This is a genomic window from Clostridium pacaense (genome assembly GCF_020709765.2).
GTDB classification, from domain to species: Bacteria; Bacillota; Clostridia; order Lachnospirales; family Lachnospiraceae; genus Enterocloster; species Enterocloster hominis.
Window position 1 is genome coordinate 396,167 of record NZ_JAJFEB020000003.1, and the last position, 19,439, is coordinate 415,605.

The following is a 19,439-nucleotide window of genomic DNA, read 5'->3' on the forward strand; positions in this document are numbered from 1 at the left end:
GAGCCTATTATAGCAGAGGTTGCCCCTGATATACAATGATTAAAAGTAGAAAATCTTTCTTTCCATTGCATTTCGTGCTATAATCTTTTTGTTTGAATCTGGAACATGCCGGACATTTAAGGGACGGACTGAGGCGTGTTTCAAACCTAACCGAGGACAGGAGGCTATAGATGAATCTGATTGTAGCAGTGGATGAGAAATGGGGAATCGGCAAGAACGGCGGTCTTCTGACCCATCTTCCGGGGGATATGAAGTATTTCCGGGAGACAACCAGAGGAAAAGTGGTTGTCATGGGAAGAAAGACATTGGAAAGCTTTCCGGATGGGAAACCTTTAAAGAACCGGGTCAATATTGTCCTGACAAAGAACCGGGAGTACAGCCCTGAAGGCGTGACGGTCTGCCATGATGCGGACCAGGTACTTGAGACCCTGAAACAGTATCCCGGGGAGGATATATTCATTATAGGGGGAGGGATGATTTACAGGGAATTCCTTCCATACTGCAGTAAGGCATATGTCACCTGCATTCACCACGTGTTTGAGGCGGATACGGACTTTGTGGACCTGGACAGGACCGGGGAATGGGAAGTCACAAGCTGCAGCCAGATGCAGGAATACAATGGACTTACCTATGAATTTAAAGTCTATTCAAGGAGGCAGGCCCTATGAACATCATTGTAGCAGCCGACAGGCATTGGGCCATTGGGAAAGACGGACGGGGCCTGGTGACCATCCCTGCTGACCAGCAGATGCTGATGCGGGAAACAGCGGGCAAGGTGGTGGTCATGGGCAGGAAGACCCTGGAAGGCCTGCCGGGGGGCCAGCCTCTGGGCAGCCGTGTGAACGTGGTGCTGTCCAGGAATGAGGATTATAAGGTGAAAGGGGCACAGGTATGCGGCAGCATGGCTAAGGCATTAGAAACGCTCTCTGCATATGACACGGATGATATTTATATCATCGGCGGGCTGAGCATATATGAGCAGTTCCTGCCCCATGCGGACACGGTCCATGTGACCCGCATCGACTATACCTATGACGCAGATACATTTTTCAATAATCTGGAAAAAGATGAGGCGTGGGAGATGGTCCAGGAGAGCGATGAGCAGACGTATTTTGACCTGTGCTACACGTTCCAGAAGTTTCAAAGGAAGAAATAACCAAAAAAATTGTATATAACGACGAAAATCTAAAAAATTTTTAGAAATATTTGAAAAACCAGTTGTAACATGAATCAGAAAATGATAATATAAAGCTTATGCAGGAGTAAATTCTCACAAGCAGAATGGGGGAATCCATATGAAACAGGACGGAACATTATTTACATTGGAAAATGATGACCTTTTAGTTACAGTGGCAAGGCACGGGGCGGAACTGACCAGGATTTACGATAAGAAGGCCGGCAGGGAAATCCTCTGGGGCGCGGACCCGGCTGTCTGGGACCGTCATGCACCTGTCCTCTTTCCCTTTGTGGGGAAATGCTACGAGGGCGGTTACATCCATGAAGAAAAAGAATACGCCATGCCCACCCAGCATGGATTTGCCAGGGACATGGAGTTTGAACCGATGCTGTGCGACATGGATGAGTGCTGGTTTAGGTTAAAGGACACGCCTGAGACATTTGCCAAATATCCATTCCACTTCGAGCTGGAGATTGGACACAGGCTGGAAGGCCGCACCATTACAGTGATGTGGAAGGTGACCAACCAGGATTCCGGGGAAATGCTGTTCATGATGGGAGGACATCCCGCGTTCCAGGTACCGGAGGGACGGAGCATTTACGATTACACCTTTGAATTTAACCGCCAGGGATGCAGGAAAGGGCAGTATCAGGACAGCCTTCATTATCTTGCGCCCACGCCGGAAGGCTATGAGTCAGGGGAGCTGCAGGGCACGCTTGGGCTTCAGGAAGGAAGGGTGCCGCTGACAAAGGGGTTCTTTGACACCGCCCTTACCTATATGTTTGACGATGCCCAGGTCAGCAGCGTAATCCTGCTTCTGGACGGTAAACCATATGTAACCATGGAATGCAGTGATTTCCCATATCTGGGTGTGTGGACCATGGAGAAGACCCACCCGTTCGTCTGTCTGGAGCCGTGGTACGGACTCTGTGCGTCAGAAGGTTATAAGGGTGAATTAAAGGACAGGAAAGGTATCATTTCCCTGCCTGGATGGGATAGCTGGAGTAGGAGCTATACCATTGAGGTGGGTTAAGGAATATAACATTTTAACAAATCAGGAGGAGAACCATGTACAAGATTGTTAAGGCAGAATGCCTGGCAGACAAGATTTATCTGATGGACGTGGAAGCACCGCGTGTAGCCAGAGCCTGCCAGCCAGGTGAATTTGTAATCGTTAAGATGGATGAAGCAGGAGAGAGGATTCCGCTGACCATCTGTGATTTCGACAGGGAGAAAGGGCTTGTTACCATTGTATTCCAGACAGTGGGCGCTTCCACCGAGCGTATGGCAGGCTTCAAGGCCGGGGATTATTTCCAGGATTTCGTGGGACCTCTGGGCCAGCCTTCCGAATTCGTCAAGGAAGACCTGGAAGAAGTAAAGAAGAGACGCTACCTTTTTGTGGCTGGCGGCGTTGGTTCTGCTCCTGTATACCCACAGGTTAAATGGATGAAGGAACATGGCATTGATGTGGATGTCATCGAGGGTTCCAAGACCAAGGACCTGTTAATCCTGGAAGATGAGCTGAAGGCAGTTGCAGGCAATCTTTACATAACAACAGATGATGGTTCTTATGAGCGCAAGGGCATGGTTACCGAGGTCATCAAGGACCTGGTTGAAAATGAAGGCAAGAAGTATGATGTCTGTGTTGCCATCGGACCCATGATCATGATGAAATTTGTGTGCAGGCTCACCAAGGAACTGGGCATCCCTACCATTGTCAGCCTTAACCCAATCATGGTGGACGGAACCGGTATGTGCGGCGCCTGCCGTGTGAGCGTTGGCGGGGAAGTGAAGTTCGCATGTGTGGACGGACCTGAGTTTGACGGACACCTGGTGGATTTCGACCAGGCCATGAAGCGCCAGCTGATGTATAAGACAGAAGAAGGCAGGGCTATTCTCAGGCAGCGCGAGGGCGCAACACACCACGGCGGATGCGGAAATTGCGGAGGTGAGGAATAATGGACGTATTAAAGAAGATACCGGTAAGGGAACAGGACCCGAAGGTAAGGGCAACTAATTTTGAGGAAGTATGTCTTGGATACAACCAGGAGGAAGCCCAGGCAGAGGCACAGCGCTGCATCAATTGTAAGAATGCAAAGTGCATCCAGGGATGTCCGGTTTCCATCAATATACCAAAGTTCATTGCAGAAGTAAAGGACGGTAAGTTTGAGGACGCCGCCAACACCATCGCAGAGTCCAGCGCACTGCCGGCTGTCTGCGGCCGCGTATGCCCTCAGGAGAGCCAGTGTGAAGGAAAATGTATCCGCGGCATCAAGGGCGAGCCAATCTCCATCGGAAAGCTGGAGCGTTTTGTGGCGGACTGGTCCAGGGAAAATGGATTCGTGCCTGCAAAGCCTGAGAAGACCAACGGCTTAAAGGTAGCTGTCATCGGTTCCGGCCCGGCAGGACTTACCTGCGCAGGCGACCTTGCCAAGATGGGCTATGAAGTAACCATATTTGAGGCGCTCCATGAGCCGGGCGGCGTCCTTACATACGGTATCCCGGAATTCCGTCTTCCAAAGTCAGGGGTCGTGCGTCCTGAGATTGAGAACGTGAAGAAGCTGGGCGTTGAGATTGAGACGAATGTCATCATCGGAAAGTCAGTGACCATTGACGAGCTTATGGATGAAGAGGGCTTTAAGGCCGTGTTCATCGGCTCCGGCGCAGGACTTCCCAAGTTCATGGGAATCCCGGGCGAGAATGCCAGCGGCGTATTCTCAGCCAATGAGTACCTGACCAGAAGCAACCTGATGAAGGCCTTCAGGGATGACTACGATACCCCCATTTACCTGGGTAAGAAGGTAGCGGTCGTGGGCGGCGGAAACGTGGCCATGGATGCTGCCAGGACAGCCCTCCGTCTTGGTGCGGAAGTGCATGTTGTATACAGAAGAAGTGAGGCAGAGCTTCCTGCCCGCGTGGAGGAAGTGCACCATGCAAAGGAAGAGGGAATCATCTTCAACCTTCTGACCAACCCCGTGGAAATCCTCACCGATGATAATGGATGGGTAAAGGGCATGGTTGTAAGGAAAATGGAACTGGGTGAGCCGGACGCATCCGGGCGCCGCAGGCCAGTGGAGATACCAGGCTCTGACTACACCATTGACGTGGATGCAGTCATCATGTCCCTGGGAACATCCCCCAACCCGCTTATAAGCTCCACCACGGAAGGTCTTGAGACTAACCGCTGGAAATGCATCATTGCAGACGAAGCCAACGGAAAGACCACCAAGGAAGGCGTGTATGCAGGCGGTGACGCCGTTACAGGCGCTGCAACCGTAATCCTTGCCATGGAGGCAGGACGCGCAGGAGCAAGGGGTATTGATGAGTTCCTTCAGGGAAATAAATAGGAAATATACCATGGGATAAACATGGTTTTAAACCGGTATCCGGGTGCTGTGAAGGCATCTGGGTGCCGGTTTTTTTGTGGTGGGGAGTATGAGGTGGGATATGAATAGTGAAAATTAAGACAGGGAATGGGAGGCGAATTAGAGGTGGATTAGAGCGGGAGAAAAATTAAAGTCGGTCTTGACTTGGGGATTGCAGATGTGCTATTCTATATTCATTCACACAGAGTTCTCTGTGGAAGTTTCTTTGGAACAAGGGATTGTTTCATTTGGCTGGCCGGTTCGGCTGTTATTCGCATTGTTATGATAAAAGAATAGGGGGATGAAGGGAGGAGAAGGTCTGTGAATTGGCAGGTCTGTGCGGTGACAGATTTGTGTAATGGTATGTATGGCGGCAGGCTTGTACAGCGGTAGGTTTATGATGTGGCAGGTTTATGCAGCGTCAGGTTTATGCAGCGTCAGGTTTATGCAGCGCCAGGTTTATGCAGCGTCAGGTTTATGTAGTGGCAGGTTTATGCAGTGGCAGGTTTTTGTAGTGGCAACCTATGTAGGGACAATTTGAGGCTATGGCAATTTGCGTTACGGTATTATGTGTTGCCTGGCTTATATTCGATGAATCTAATCTATCTTTCGATATAGTATTAAAATCTATAGATTTCATATTTTTTCTGAATAGTATTTCCATGTATGTAAATGAACAGGGCAGGTATATAGGGAATTGCAAAGAGAACAGAACCTTGACAATAGATGTTTTCAATCGTGTGTATGGAATGGCGGCTGTGGCTGTTTACTTTTTTCTTTATTAGGCGCATTCCGTTTTCTTGGATTGAAAATGAATAAAAGATGCCATAGATGCGCAGTTGGTTAGTTTATTCATAAAACGATATATAAGGGTATTTGTTGTGAGATGATAATGTGCGGTATGAAGTTGATTCATCTTTTGAAAATGAAGGGAGGATAGGATTATGGTAAAACGTCTGGCGGTATTAACCGTGATGGCAGCAATGATAATGGCAGCGCCGGTCTATGCGGGGCAGTGGATGAAGGACGGCAATGGCTGCTGGTGGCAGAATGATGATGGGGGTTATCCATTTTTGACATGGGCCTGGGTTGATGGGAACCACGATGGGATTGCGGAGAATTATTGTTTTGATGAAAACGGTTATCTGTCATTAAACCCGGTTGACCAGGGGATAACGGTTAATGGGGATGGAGCAGCGCTGTATGATGGCGAGATATGCATAACCGTATTACCTGACGGCAAAGATTATTATCCGGGCATGGCAATCAATGGGGAGCGGGCTGATTGGGCATCTGATTCGGTTCCAATCAATGATTTAGAAAGCCAAATAGCGGAAACCAGGACGGCCCTATCCAGCCAAGCCAATCCTTTGGAAGCCATAGACCCTTATGAACTGGCATATGGGATTGTGGAATTAGTAAATGAAGAAAGGGAGTCCAGGGGCAGGAATGCATTGGACATGAATGATGAATTGATGGAAAATGCAAGGATGAGGGCTGAGGAGGTAAACGGGACCTTCTCCCATACCAGGCCCGATGGAAGATATTATGATACAGCGATAACGGTAACACATTCCTCGTCAGGGGAAAACTTAGCCGGACGCGGTTATTTGAATGCACATACGGTCCATGATTTTGCAAAGAAAGTAGTGGATGGCTGGTTGAATTCTCCTAAGCATAAGAAGAACATGCTGAATCCCAAATGGAAGGAGACAGGAGTAGGCGTATATATAACGGAGTATGGATATGATGTGTCCCAGTTATATATAAAATAATATTTACTAGATGATAAATGATGATTGAAAGAACTATGGCGCTGTTTTTAATGGACAGTCCATGGTTCTTTTATTTAGGAGGAAGAGTATAAAATGAAATGGATTAAGAGTTTAAAGCGTCCCTTATCCTTATGGCTGACAGTGGTATTCCTGCTGTCATCCATCATGGTTTCATTATCAGTCAAAGCTGCTGATATGGATGTAGCCAATATCATTCCCAGATATTATGTTTTTCAGGGAAAACCACTGAATGTATTTGGAAAAACGCATAATTCCATGAGTTTTTATCAGGTCGGTTCGGCATACGGCGGCGCCACATTCTGCCTGGAACCAGGAAAAAAGTTGTGGGATGGAACCGCTTGCGCATATACGCGGTATGAGGTCCAGCCAGGCCAGACGGTTCCGTATATCGGCTCATTTGAACGGTATTTATCCATGGTGCTGGCATATGAATGGCTATTGTGGGAAGGGCCTTTCCCGGATGCATCCCGTTATGGTGTGGTGCAGGTATATTATTGGGGGTGTCTTGCTGGATACGAGGATGACTGGGATGCTCAGGAACAGGCCATGGAAAAGTTTTCCGCTGTCATGGGCAATCCTGGGGTCATGACATATTACCAGAGTATGAAGGATTCCATTATTCAGGGTATGGATGATTATGATGCAGGCAATGGGACCCTTCCGTCATGGAATGGTTCCAGGCAGGGAATGTCCCTGAAAGAAGGACATTATGAACTGACCTTGGATATAAGTACATGCCGTCAGCTGGGAAATACCACCTGGACATTTCCTGATACCTATTGGACTTACCGATTGTCAGAAGACGGAAACAGCATCACGTTCCAGTATGGAGGTTCACAGGAACCGAAAGGAACCATAACCTCAGCTGATGTACCAGGTATAGATAACAAATATTTCGCCTATATTTTTAACCCGCCGTCAGGACTGCAGGTACAGATGGGTAGATTGGATTTAGGCCATAGCCCATCCAGTGCATCCTTTGAGGTGGAACCGGATGCACCGGGTAGCGCTAATGGTGGACTGCAACTTGAATTATACCGCCATTCTGAAACATTTGAGAGCAACTATAACATAGACCTTGAAAAGTATTGTGCTGAGACCAACCAACCATTGGAAGGAACGGCTTTCTATATCTGGGAAGATATTGATTTTTCTCAGATAAATACAGACGGATATATGGAGGGAGAGCCTGATGGTTCCACAGGAGAAGTATATATAAACCGTATGTCGCCGGAGCCGGAAAGCAGCTATATCTGTGACACCATCAACACGGATACCAATGGTCAGGCCAGCCATAGTGACGTCAGGCAATACAATTACAGTAAGACTTATTGTATGGGCCATCCTGCGCCGGAGTGGATTGAGTGTGACCATGAGGGCGGGGATGGAGAAGATGAAGGCGATGGGGAAGACTGCAGCTGCGATGAAGAAAATGAACGCCTGCGTCAGCAGTGGATGGCAGAGCAGGAGTTGTGTGCAGCCACTTGTGATTTCCATGTGCAGAATGAAAATGAGGATGACCATGACCAGAATCCGGAAGCCATGCAGGCCATGCTGGTAGACCGGGACCAGACCTATGAGAATTATATCAATCTGGAATACAGTTATCATCTGCAGGAAAAAACTGCCAGGACAGGCTATATATTACATGGATTACATAATGATGACAAAGAGATAGAGACCGTGATTCTTACCTCAGCCCAGGCTGGCGGGAATGTGGTAACCGGATATTATAAAGCTGGTATGGTTAACCGTATGCTGGATCCGATATATCATGCAGTGGATAGGATGAACAGCTTACGGTTTTATACGTATCCGGCACCGGAAGCGCAGAGGCAGGGGATGGATGAACTGAGAAGCATTGTGGATGTAATGGTAGAAAAAGGTGAGAAAAAAGCTGTTGGAACTGAAATGACCGGAGAGGATGTCACCAAAGAGAGCGGCATTGCTGGGAGTGAAGGCCAGGCTGGCGGGGAAAATGGAAACGGAAATCAGGGAATTGGGGAAGATGGAAGCGGAGGCCAGGGAAGCGGCGAAACTGGAAGCCAGGGAGGCGAAGAAAGCGGAAGTGGGAATCAGGGAACTGGATTAAATGGAAACGGAAGCCCGGGAACCGGAGGAAGCGGAAGCTCAGGAACCGGAGAAAGCGGAAGCCCGGGAACCGGAGAAAGCGGAAGTCCAGGAATCGGAGAAAGCGGAAGCCCAGGAACCGGAGAAAGTGGAAGCCTGGGAACCGGAGGAAGTGGAAGCCCGGGAACGGAAGGAAGTGGAAGCCCAGGAACGGAAGGAAGCGGAAGCCAAGGAACCGGAGAAAGTGGAAGCCCAGGAACCGGAGAAAGCGGAAGCCTGGGAACCGGAGAAAGCGGAAGCCCAGGAACGGAAGGAAGCGGAAGCCAAGGAACCGGAGAAAGTGGAAGCCAAGGAATCGGAGAAAGCGGAAGCCAGGAAAACGGAGAGGACGGAAGTGGAGGCCAGAGAACCGGAGAAAGCGGAAGCCAGGGAGCCGAAGAAAGTGGAAATCAAGGAACCGGAGGAAGCGGAAGTCAGGGAACCGAAGAAAATGGAAGTAGAAATCAGGGAACCGGGGAAAATGAAAACGGAAGCCAAGGAACCAGATCTAGCGGAAGCGGAGGACAGGGAGCCGAAGCAAACGGAAATGGAATCCTGGAAACAAAAGAAAATAGAAGTGGAAACAGATATCAGGCAACCGAAGAAAATGGAAGCAGAAGCTTGAGAACCGGAGAAATGGAAAGTAGCAGATATGGTACCGAAGAAAGCCGAACCCCTGCAATTGAGGTAATCGGAACCTCAAAAATGAATAAAACCAACAGTGATATGCAAAGTGCTGTCCAAGAATCAGGAGGTTTCAACAATGAAAATCAGGACACCCAGGATTCCGGAATTAAAGGTCACAATACCCCAGATCATCAAAATAAAAGTGCGGATACCGGAGTTTCCAAGAGTGAAAATCATAACAATACGCATTCCAAAGATGAAAATTATTTTGCCGTAACTGCCGTGAGTAAAAGTCATGACACAATGAATCTCAGGGATAACACACAGAATCCCATCAGACTCACATACAAAAGCCAGGAAATACCTGCGGTTTCAAAAACAGCCCGAGCCAAGACCATCCTATCATCCTCCATTGCAACGGATAACAACGCATCATCAGAATCAAGGGATGATATGATGATGGATGAAGATGAGGAATCGGATGAAGATGAGGAAGACCAGAGAAACCAGGGAGAATCCTATGAAGCGTATGAATATATAAGAAACCCCATCCAGACATCAATTGAAACAGACATAAGCCTTGCAGAACAAAACCCGGAACCACAGGATAAAGAGAATGCGCTGACACGTTTTCTGACGTCACTATTCGTCCATGAGGACGATGACACCATATCAGGCTCCCTTCCCGGCTTCCTGGAAGACAGTCTGGATTCCATGGATGTTTCAGCCTATGGGAACCCAGGGCACATCCTCTACACCTTCAAGGTGTGGAATCACCGTACGGAAGGACGCATTCATATTAATAAACGTGACCTGGAACTGTATAAGGCGGATATTGACAGCAGCTTTGGGCAGACCCAGGGCGATGCAACCCTGGAGGGCGCCGTATATGGTCTGTTTGCGGCCCAGGACATCATCCACCCGGATGGAAAGTCAGGTGTCATATACAATCAAAACGATATAGTGTCAATTGCCACAACGGATAAGAACGGGGATGCCTCGTTCCTGACCTGTACGGAGAAACCTGCAACCCGCCAGGACGGGCACGGCAACATAAAGCCGCCGGAAGGAAACACCGGGTCAGGGAACCTGTATAACGGCTCAACCATCACCTCATCCAGTGAAGGATTTGGGACCTTCACATATCCGGATAATGCAGAGGTCAATGGCAATCAATGGATAGGACGGCCACTGCTCCTGGGAAATTATTATATAAAAGAACTGAGCCGTTCCGAGGGATACGAACTGTCTGTTAACGGCATTTCCCTTGCAGAAAGTAACCGCACGCAGACCGGAATGACCACGGTAAGGGAAGCAGGGCAGGCCTGGATAACAGGCGGACTTTCTGATTATAACAACATGAATGCGGACGGTTCCTGGAATGAGTTCATAGTTGAAAACTATAAGACAGAAAACGGTTATGACATCATTATCAGCGGTTATCCTGCAGGCACTGATTTTTACCGTGTGGATACAGAGAGCAGGAATGAAAGGGAACAGATTATTACAGGAAGTTCCCTTCAGCCAAAACTAGATGAACATGGGAGTCCGATCTATCAGGCCGCCAAGGGAGGGGAATACAAAATAGGCCCGGATGGAAATCCGCTCCTTAAGCCGGATACATCCACGGACAGCAGTCCGGATAAACAGCTTCCCTGTGGGGAAATCCTTTACTACCGCTTTCGGACGGCCCCTTATCCAAGTGGCACGGCGGCGCCGGATGACATGAGCCAATGGGGGCAGCCCATTGATGCGGATTACCTGGCCGGACAGGTAAATGAAATGTTATCCCAGCTAAAGTACAAGCCTGTCATGGATGAATCCCCCTGGATTAACCTGAACCTGTCCGGGAATACCAATGCCCTGGCAGCCGCGGAAATCCTTGACTGGTTTACCGCCCACAACTTTTATGACTGCGGGGCCGTGGATTCCATTTATCATAAAGATGGGGCATATTATGCCCGCCTGCGGTATGACTATTCAGCATCCGGTGAGGATTACCCGGCCATATACGATTTTGCGAACCAGCGTCTGTATGTTCAGAAGACAGCTGCCGTGGATGGAGGCCCGGCTGGCCAGGTAAGGTACTGGATTGAATATCAGAAAGGCGGATTCAATTTATCGGGCAAAACCGTATCCATCAAAGAAAAAATGGCAATTACCCACAAAATCACATATGGAGAGGATATAGAAAAACAGATTGAAACCATATATCAGCCCATCTATGAGACATATGGAAAGGGGGAAATCCTGAAAGACAGTTCAGGGAACCCCATCCCTGTCATGGAGCGGATATTTAACTATGCAGAGGAGATAGTAACACATGACTATGAGCAACTGGTGCCATTGGAAGCAATCTATGACGCAGGCACAGGCAGATACTCAATCCATGTGGAAAATACAACAGATTGGGATAGGATTACACAGTCTGTGAGGACTGTATACCGGGCAGTTACGCCCAGGAAAACCATTGACCATAATGGAATGGAAATGCCCTATAACCAGTATCTCACCGATATAGCAGGAGCGGGTGTCAGTACATATGCAACCCTTCCGGTCATGGAGCCGGGCAGCTATATGGTGGCCAAGGCACTGTTTTACCCTGGCCAGACCCAGCCTGTACAGGATGGGGATACCGGAACCAGACCAATCCAGGTCCTGCAGCGGGTCATCAAGCAGTCCATCAAAGTCACGAAAGATATTTCACAGACATCGTATGATGGGGTGAACACATATGGTTCCTTGCATAATGACCCTCTGACCGTATTTCTGGGCCTGTTTAATGGCGGTAACAGTTCCCAACAGGGCGCGAAGATATTGAACCAGTTTAAATTCAAGGCATATTTAAAAAGCAACCTGGAACATATTTATGTGGATGAGTCAGGAAACATTATTTCCCAATACATAGGAAGGGATGACTTCAGGGGTGACGTACAGAAAATCTATCTGCCGCCCATGGATGGCAGCGGACGTCGTCTGCTGGAACCAATGGACGGAGCCACGGATGGAACATATAACTATACAAAATTCTTTGATGCCATGTATGCAGCAGACAAAAAGACCCGGGGAGGTTATCCGGCCGCAGTGCTCAGGCAGTTTGCGATTGATTACTATGACATAGATGGATATAAGAAGGAAATACTTGCCGCAGAACCAGGATTAAACAGTGATACAGCCTATGAAAAAGCGCTTCTGAGGACAGAGGGGGAGGCTGCCGCTTATCTGGATATCTTTACAGGTCTGGACAGCCGCCTGGCAATTGCCTGGGATAAGGATCCGGGCGGAGGTGCGGATGGTGACAGGACCACGCTGCAGTGCAATACAAAGAATGGAAAGGATGATTACTACAACCATTCCATCATGCTCCCCTATGGCACCTATGTCATAGCGGAACAGACACCGGAGGATGTGGATAAAGAGCTGGCAAACCGGCATTTTAATAAGGATTATCCCAAGGAAATCACCCTGCCCTTTGTCCCGGATATAAGCCAGGACGCCAATACCGGTGAAACGGATGTCAACGACCAGACAGGAAGCCCTTATTACAGGTATGACAGCGCGGATACCCCGGAGGAATTGATAAGAAAGTACAAAATACGCTTTAATGAGGAAACCCATATCATCCAGGCACATGGACAGGACGGTGATTTTGAAGTATATAAATATGGCCTGGACCGGGATAGCAGACCCGGACACAGCCTTACATCCACAAAGCCCTGTCATCCGGAATATATGGATGGGAAGAATGACACTGTAAAAGCCTATTATCATGGATACACATCCCAAAGTGAGGATGCCGGGATGATGGACAACGTGGTCTATGACGGATATGAGACGGACAGCGGCCAGATGGAGGTAAGGGACAATGTACCTACAATGTCCGGAATGCAGACAGCCATTGACGGAAAGTTTGCGTCCATGCTGGTGCCCTGGACCGTGCTGGCCCCGGCAACGGACCGGGTGAACCCGGATAATGGGAATGTGGAGACACTTGTCCCGTCAGGAAGCGGGGAAGATTTTAACTTTGTTGCATTTGCCCAGGAGGATTTTGAAGATGCATATTACCGTTCCAGGCTGCGGATTGAAAAGCTGGACGCGGAGACAGGGGACAACATTCTCCATGACGGCGCTTTGTTCCGGATTTACGCTGCCAAACGTGATGTGGCTAAAAGCGGCATGAATACGGTTGCCGGGACAGGTGATGTGCTGTTTGGGGAGGCGGTGGACTGGGAAGGAAACACCGTGGTGGATGCGGACGGTAATAAAATCATGTATCCAAGGGTCGGACAGGACAATGGGGCAGAGGATGACCTGCCCATCCGGTTGGATAAGGAGGGAATCCCCCAATATGATGAGAGCCAGTTAATCAGGCAGGAAGATAAGGATGGAAATGAGACCGGCATTTTCAGGGCTTATTCCACCATCCGGGAGATAATCAAGGACGGACAGGTGCAGAAAGTCCCGGTTGGATATATTGAATTGTATCAGCCTCTGGGTGCGGGCGCTTATGTACTGGTAGAGGTCCAGGCCCCGGAGGGTTACACCCGGAGCCGACCGGCAGCCTTTGAGATATACTCGGATGATGTGACTTACTACAGGGAACAGAGGAATGCAGACGGTACAACCAGTGGCTGGGAACCGCGGACAGCGGAGAAATACCAGTATGCAGTCCCGGTATCCGGTGAGACAGACAAATTCCATACAGAGACAGTAAGCCAGGTAAAGGTGGAGGATTATCCGTCCAGGCTGGAACTATATAAAGTGGAAGACGGGGACTCTTTGGTTGGGAACCGGAACATCCTCCAAAAGACAGACGCCCAGGGAAGGACGGAGCTTAGCGGCGGTTTTGGCCGTGATATCACGGTCAATGATGAAGGCGACCTGCTGGTCTATCAGGTTCACGGGCGTAAGGAGAAGCTGGAGGCCAGGGGTGATGTGAGGGACATTTCCTTTGATGCTGAAAGCGGGGATTGGTATGGATATGTGACAAAGGAATTGGATGAATTTTCAGAACATATTATAGAGGGCAGTGAGAAGCTGTTAAAGTCCATGGCAGGCGTAAAGCCGCTCTATCAGATGGATGGAACCTTTACCGGAAAAGGCATCCGGTTTGACATACCCGTGTCAGGCGCCAGGCTCTCACTTTACAGGGCCGTGGAGATAGAGAAGCTTGCTGAACATACGTATAAAGGGATAACGGTTTCAATGGAAAATGGTAAGGTAACAGGTATAGAGGATACAAATACAGGCACCCACAGGGAAATCCGCATAACCGGGCAGGACAGCGGACCAGCCGGGGCGGATGTATGGGACACGGTCATTGTGCCGAATGAACCGGTCAGCCTGTATTACTATGACCTTGACCAGACCGCCACAAGGCCAGGCACGGCTGCAGGCCAGCTGTCCGTGTTGGACGGGCAGGGCAACCATCTGTGCTATGCGGATTCCAGGTCCGGCATGGCCTATGTCTATGACGATTATGGCCGGATGCTGGCCTACACCGCGGATGAGGAGGGGAACAAAGAACTGGTAAAGTCCATCCAGGTGGTGGATGACGGAACCGGAACCGGACAGACCATTTATGAGGACAAGACCACAAAAGATGATGAAAATGGCCTGCCGGTTTACTATACGGGCGGAAATGTGGTCACAAAGGAAGAATCCTGGATAACAGATAGCAGCACGGATTCCCATGGAAATGACGAGACCGCCGGGGCTGTCCATTCCATTGCGCGCCTTCCTTTTGGGGCGTACATCCTTCAGGAGGAACGGGTTCCGTATGACCAGGGATATATCCAGTCAAAGCATATGGGACTGGTGCTTCATGACACGGATGAGGTACAGAAATATTTTATGCAGAATGAATATACCAAGACAGCATTTGCAAAAATAGACGTGCGCACCCAGAAGGAAATCCAGGGCGCTGTCATGACACTATACCGTGCCCGGCTCAATGGGGACGGAAGCCCGGTTCAGGGAGAAAACGGACGCTATGAAAAGGGCGGTGTGTACGCCAGCTGGATAAGCGGATGCAGGTATGATGACGATGGGAACCTGGAACTGGATGGGAACGGCCAGCCAATCCCAACCACACAGCCTCACTGGATTGACCATATCCCCATTGGGTTTTATGTTCTGGAAGAGACAGCATGTCCTTATGAACAGGGCTATGTGCAGTCGGCACAAGTCAATATCCATGTAACAGAAACTGGCGATGTCCAAAGCTTTGAGATGGAAGATGATTTTACCGCTGTTGATATCTGGAAATACGACACACAGAACAACGATACCATTTACAAAGACAGTGAGGCGTACCTCACATTGTACCGTGCCCGCCTGGATGATAAGGGATATCCGCTGATTGAGGATGGCCTGCCTCAATATGATGCAGAGGCAAGCATATTTACATTCCGTGCAGCCACGTATCAGGATGGACAGGAGGTAGCTGCAACCGGAAGGGTAACACCGGATGCAGGAGGAAACCATGCAATCATGAAATATGATTATGATTTCCGTCCGATTCCCAATACCTATCAGGGCCGTTATTATTACACGGAAAATGGAACCACACGTCTTGAATATCTCCCAGTGGGATACTACGTCCTTACAGAGTCAAGTAATCCGGAGGGATATGCCACGTCAGGTCCAATCCTGATAACCATTGAAGACATAGGCCATCTGGAGAGGATACAGTACGCCCGGATGGGTGACGAACCTTTGAAAATGGAGGTTTCAAAGGTAAATGCCACTGGCGGAAAGGAAGTCCATGGGGCAAAACTCACTGTCTATCCGGTGGATGACAAGGGGAATATCCCTGATACACCGTTGGTTCTCCACCAGCCCACAAAAGAAGGCGGATATCAGGATATAGAAGCAGTGTGGGTCAGCGGTCTGGACGGAAGATATACCCGGGAAGACCAGGCAGAAGGCAGGATTCCGGAGGGATTTATGCCAGGGGACTTAAAACCCCATCTCATAGAATATATACCGGAAGGCGATTATATATTAAGGGAAGAGACAACTCCATATGGCTTCCTTCAGTCGGTGGATGTACCATTCACGGTTACCGACACAGGGATAATCCAGAAAACAGAGATAAGGGATGAAATACCGGATGGAATCCTTGAGATAATCAAAAGTGATACGGACCGTCCAGATGAAAAGCTGTCCGGAGTTGAATTCCAGTTAACCAATCAGACCACGGGAAGAGTCTGTGAAACCGTAATGACTGACAGCCGGGGACAGGCCCGGTTCCGGCCACAGCCCATTGGTTACATGGACCGGGAAGGAAATTTCCAACAATACACCTATGTGTGTAGGGAAACCAAGGCGGCAGCCGGACATATGCTGAACCTGAAGCCATATGAATTCCAGTTCGAATACATGGATGAGGGCACCCCCATAATTGTGTTGGATTACCATCCATCCAATGATTCCAACCGCGTGGTTACGGATAAGCTGCTGGGAGACACCGGGGAAATGCTGGAAGGTGCAGTACTGCGCATTGAGCGGAGGAAAGACGGGGAATCAGAGGGCTGGGAGACAATAGACCAGTGGACAACCGGACGGCAGGGACATTTCACCAGGGATTTACAGGCCGGGGATTACCGTCTCATGGAGATGGAAGGACCGGAGGGCTTTAAAATCCTGGCTGAGCCAGTGGAATTTACCATAACAGACGGCATGGAGGAAGTCCTTCATCTGAAGATGTGGAACTATTCGACAATAATAGATATCTGTAAAATAAAAGACGGGACCGACACGCTGCTTGCAGGCGCCAGGCTCCGGCTGATTCGAAAGGATAGCGGTGAAATCATACAGGAATGGACGTCGGAGGAATCAGGAGGCCGCAGATTCCATGGTCTTGAGCCGGGAACCTATATCGTTCATGAAATCCAGGCACCGCCAGGCTATAAAAAAGCAGAGGACATGGAAATCACAGTGACGGACAGCAATCATACCACCCAGATATTCTATTATGCCAACCGTACCGCTTCCTCATCCGGCGGCGGAGGCGGCACGCCGAAACCAAGACCGGAATATATTTCCTTTAAAAAGACAGATACTTTAGGAAACGCAGTGGGAGGGGCGCAGTTCACCTTCTATGACCAGCAGGGAAATATAATCGGGACATCTGTAAGCGATTCCAATGGAAGCTTCCGTATAAAGAAACCAGCAGACGGCACCTATACATTCAAGGAAACCAAAGCGCCGTCAGGATATGCGCTGAATCCGGCAATTTACAGCTTTACGGTAAACGGCGCTGACATTATCCGCGGCGACTATCAGATTGTTAACCAGGATATGCGTATCGATATCACTAAGCTGGATGGCGATACAGGACAGCCCCTGGAGGGAACTGGCCTGCGCGTACGGAATATACAGGAACCGGACCAGGCAGTATTGGACGGAGTGACGGATGTAAACGGAATAGTCACATATCATCCAACAGGGCCAGGAACATTTTCCATAAGCGAAGTGACGGCGCCGGGAGGATATACGGCAACGGATACCAGCTATGAGTTTACTGTGGACAGTGAAGGACAGGTACGGGGGAATACCACCCTTTATAACTGGAAGGAAAAAATACCGGTAAAACGGATAGGGAGGATTACGGCCGTATATAAGGTTAAAAGCAGGTTTGGAAATGGTACCTTCCATTTTGGGACCGGGCCAAAGCATAGGGTTCAGACGGGAGATAATATGCCTGTTTTTGCTGTGGCTGTCCTTGGAATCTTCTGCCTGATTGGTTTTGCTGTCAGTTTGTATGTAAAAAAGGGAGCGAAATGGTCACGTGGAAAAAAGATGGCGGCGGTCATCCTGATTTTAATCCTGACAGGACTTATATTACCGTATGACAGTATGGCTGCACAGCAAGGAGAAGAGGTCGGAAGAATGGCTTCGGAAACCATCTATGTATCAGATGAAATCATATATCCTGGGATGGAGGCAGTGGAGCCGGTTCCGCAATCCGCCTGGATATGGGCGCACGATGCAATAACGGGGCAGGACAGGGAGGTCCTGCTTCCCCTGTCAGATTATCATTTTTCAAATAAGCGATGGGAAAATGGTTTCCGGCTGGATGTAACGGTTCTGGATTATGGGGCAGACGGGTATCTGATGGAGGATGACCTGGTTGAGTTTCAGGGAGAAGGATTCCCGGAATATTTGAAAGAAAAGCTTTTAGCCCAGGCCGGACTGGATAGCCAGGCATACAGGATAGGACGGCTTCAATGGAAGGGGAAACCTTATGAGGAAGACGGCGTATGGTACAGGGATGTGACGGCAGAGGGAAGCCGGATGGTTGCAGACTGTACGGCTGTATATAGTGGTGAAGTAAACAGGAGCGTGTTTGGTAACAGCGGTGCACATGAGAGTGCGGAAATGGACCAGGAAGGTACGGATGATAGCGTGACGCATAAGGAAACAGGGATTCCGGGACATGTAACTGTCATTGTAGCCATGACTATAATGGCAGGATGTGTATTTTCCTTTTGGATATGGCGCAGATACGGGTCCGGTAAGCTGATGACAGTATTTAAGCGGGCCAGTGGACTGCTGTCCATCCTGTTTTTTGCCGGATTCATGATTTGTTCTGCTGTTCTTGTTAAAATGGGGACTGCTTATATAAATGGAAGGAATACATACCGTACAGTGAAGGAAACCGCTTATAAAAATACGCAGATGCAGATGGGGCAGCATATGCCGCAGATACAGCCTTCACCACCCGTTACGTATCCGTCCCCTTCCATAAATGAGCAGGAACTGATCCTGCAAAATCCTGGGTATAAATTCTGGCTGTCCATCCCAGGAACCGAAATTGATTATCCTGTGGTACAACATGAAGACAACCAATATTACCTGACCCACGACTTTATGATGAAGGAACAGATAAACGGCAGTATCTTTGCAGATTGCAGCAGTATTCCCTTGGCAGCGGACAACACGGTCCTTTACGGACACAACATGAAGGACGGTTCCATGTTTGCAGGGCTTAAGAAATACAGGGAAACGGCATTTTACCGTGAACACCCGGTCATCCGGATTTTTTATCAGGGGAAATGGAAAGAGTGTCCCATTTTTTCCTGCCAGATTAGAAGTGAAAATGATGCAGGCGCCTATAAAACCAACCTTCTTATGGAAGAATGGGACGGCTATCTAAAAGAGATGAAGGAATCATCTATCTATGATACCGGAATCATTCCGGAGGGAAATGAAAAGCTGGTCACCCTGTCCACCTGTATTAATAAGAAGGAACGCCTGATTATCCAGGCGCTATTAAGCGAAGCCCAGCAGGGGAACGCCTTCTACTAAGAGGGGAAAAGCTATATACTAAGGGGAAAAGCCATATACTAAGAGGAAGAA

7 protein-coding genes are annotated in these 19,439 nt (G+C 49.0%); all 7 read left to right on the forward strand.

Features of this window, described 5'->3' with window-relative positions; translation table 11 throughout:
* The first annotated feature begins 170 nt into the window (after positions 1 to 170).
* The 7 genes from LK536_RS37875 (at position 171) to LK536_RS37905 (ending at position 19,388) form a co-directional block, all read left to right on the forward strand.
* A complete protein-coding gene (locus tag LK536_RS37875) occupies positions 171 to 668 on the forward strand; it encodes a dihydrofolate reductase (protein ID WP_008721872.1) in 498 nt (165 codons plus the stop codon).
* The gene (locus tag LK536_RS37880; RefSeq protein ID WP_008721873.1) at positions 665 to 1,156 is read left to right on the forward strand and encodes a dihydrofolate reductase; all 492 of its coding nucleotides are present in this window, start codon (positions 665 to 667) and stop codon (positions 1,154 to 1,156) included. Before LK536_RS37875 ends, LK536_RS37880 begins: the two co-directional genes overlap by 4 nt.
* 139 nt (positions 1,157 to 1,295) lie before the next feature.
* Positions 1,296 to 2,210, forward strand: coding sequence for an aldose 1-epimerase family protein (locus tag LK536_RS37885; protein WP_227795338.1), 915 nt, complete (start codon positions 1,296 to 1,298; stop codon positions 2,208 to 2,210).
* 35 nt (positions 2,211 to 2,245) lie between these two features.
* Positions 2,246 to 3,136: a sulfide/dihydroorotate dehydrogenase-like FAD/NAD-binding protein gene (locus LK536_RS37890; protein ID WP_025483124.1), complete on the forward strand. Its 891-nt coding sequence runs from the start codon at positions 2,246 to 2,248 to the stop codon at positions 3,134 to 3,136.
* Entirely contained in the window at positions 3,136 to 4,524 is a 1,389-nt protein-coding gene (gene gltA / locus LK536_RS37895; RefSeq protein WP_227795339.1) for an NADPH-dependent glutamate synthase, read from the forward strand. Before LK536_RS37890 ends, gltA begins: the two co-directional genes overlap by 1 nt.
* Before the next feature lie 962 nt (positions 4,525 to 5,486).
* On the forward strand, positions 5,487 to 6,317 hold the full coding sequence (locus LK536_RS37900; protein ID WP_227795340.1) for a CAP domain-containing protein: 831 nt from the start codon (positions 5,487 to 5,489) through the stop codon (positions 6,315 to 6,317).
* Between the two features lie 93 nt (positions 6,318 to 6,410).
* Positions 6,411 to 19,388, forward strand: coding sequence for a SpaA isopeptide-forming pilin-related protein (locus tag LK536_RS37905; protein WP_227795341.1), 12,978 nt, complete (start codon positions 6,411 to 6,413; stop codon positions 19,386 to 19,388).
* Positions 19,389 to 19,439 lie beyond the last annotated feature (51 nt).

What these genes read in the sequence shown, in the direction of transcription:
- LK536_RS37875 (WP_008721872.1), top strand. Translation starts at nt 171, where the DNA reads ATGAATCTGATTGTAGCAGTGGATGAGAAATGGGGAATCGGCAAGAAC.
- LK536_RS37880 (WP_008721873.1), top strand. Translation starts at nt 665, where the DNA reads ATGAACATCATTGTAGCAGCCGACAGGCATTGGGCCATTGGGAAAGAC.
- LK536_RS37885 (WP_227795338.1), top strand. Translation starts at nt 1,296, where the DNA reads ATGAAACAGGACGGAACATTATTTACATTGGAAAATGATGACCTTTTA.
- LK536_RS37890 (WP_025483124.1), top strand. Translation starts at nt 2,246, where the DNA reads ATGTACAAGATTGTTAAGGCAGAATGCCTGGCAGACAAGATTTATCTG.
- gltA (WP_227795339.1), top strand. Translation starts at nt 3,136, where the DNA reads ATGGACGTATTAAAGAAGATACCGGTAAGGGAACAGGACCCGAAGGTA.
- LK536_RS37900 (WP_227795340.1), top strand. Translation starts at nt 5,487, where the DNA reads ATGGTAAAACGTCTGGCGGTATTAACCGTGATGGCAGCAATGATAATG.
- LK536_RS37905 (WP_227795341.1), top strand. Translation starts at nt 6,411, where the DNA reads ATGAAATGGATTAAGAGTTTAAAGCGTCCCTTATCCTTATGGCTGACA.